This is a genomic window from Desulfallas sp. Bu1-1 (genome assembly GCF_015594625.1).
Lineage (GTDB): Bacteria > Bacillota > Desulfotomaculia > Desulfotomaculales > Desulfallaceae > JADNRQ01.
This window is the reverse complement of the sequence record NZ_JADNRQ010000109.1, coordinates 1-255: the sequence shown is the minus strand read 5'-3', so window position 1 is coordinate 255 and position 255 is coordinate 1. Positions and strand designations below refer to the sequence as shown.

Sequence of the window (255 nt, the reverse complement as noted above, 5' to 3'; positions counted from 1 at the left end):
ACAAAAACGTCTTTTAGGATATGGTTTAAAGTAGTTTCCAGGTTATCAGGGAGCTTGGAATTATCATATTTTAAGACCCTGTTTACCAAACGTTCAACCACACCGGGCTTTGAAGAATCCAGCTTCTTATTTTTCTTTTGCTTCTTTTTAGGCTTACGCTTGAACTTACGCAGTTTGGATTTATAAAGGATCCGATCCTTACGAATCAGCCTATCCATAAAATCATAAAAAGTACCAACACCGGGGATAGGATCT

At 37.6% G+C, this 255-nt stretch carries 1 pseudogene; it reads right to left on the bottom strand.

The annotated features are described in order from the left end of the window. A pseudogene (locus IT084_RS18045) lies at positions 1–255 on the bottom strand (hypothetical protein); the annotation flags it as partial.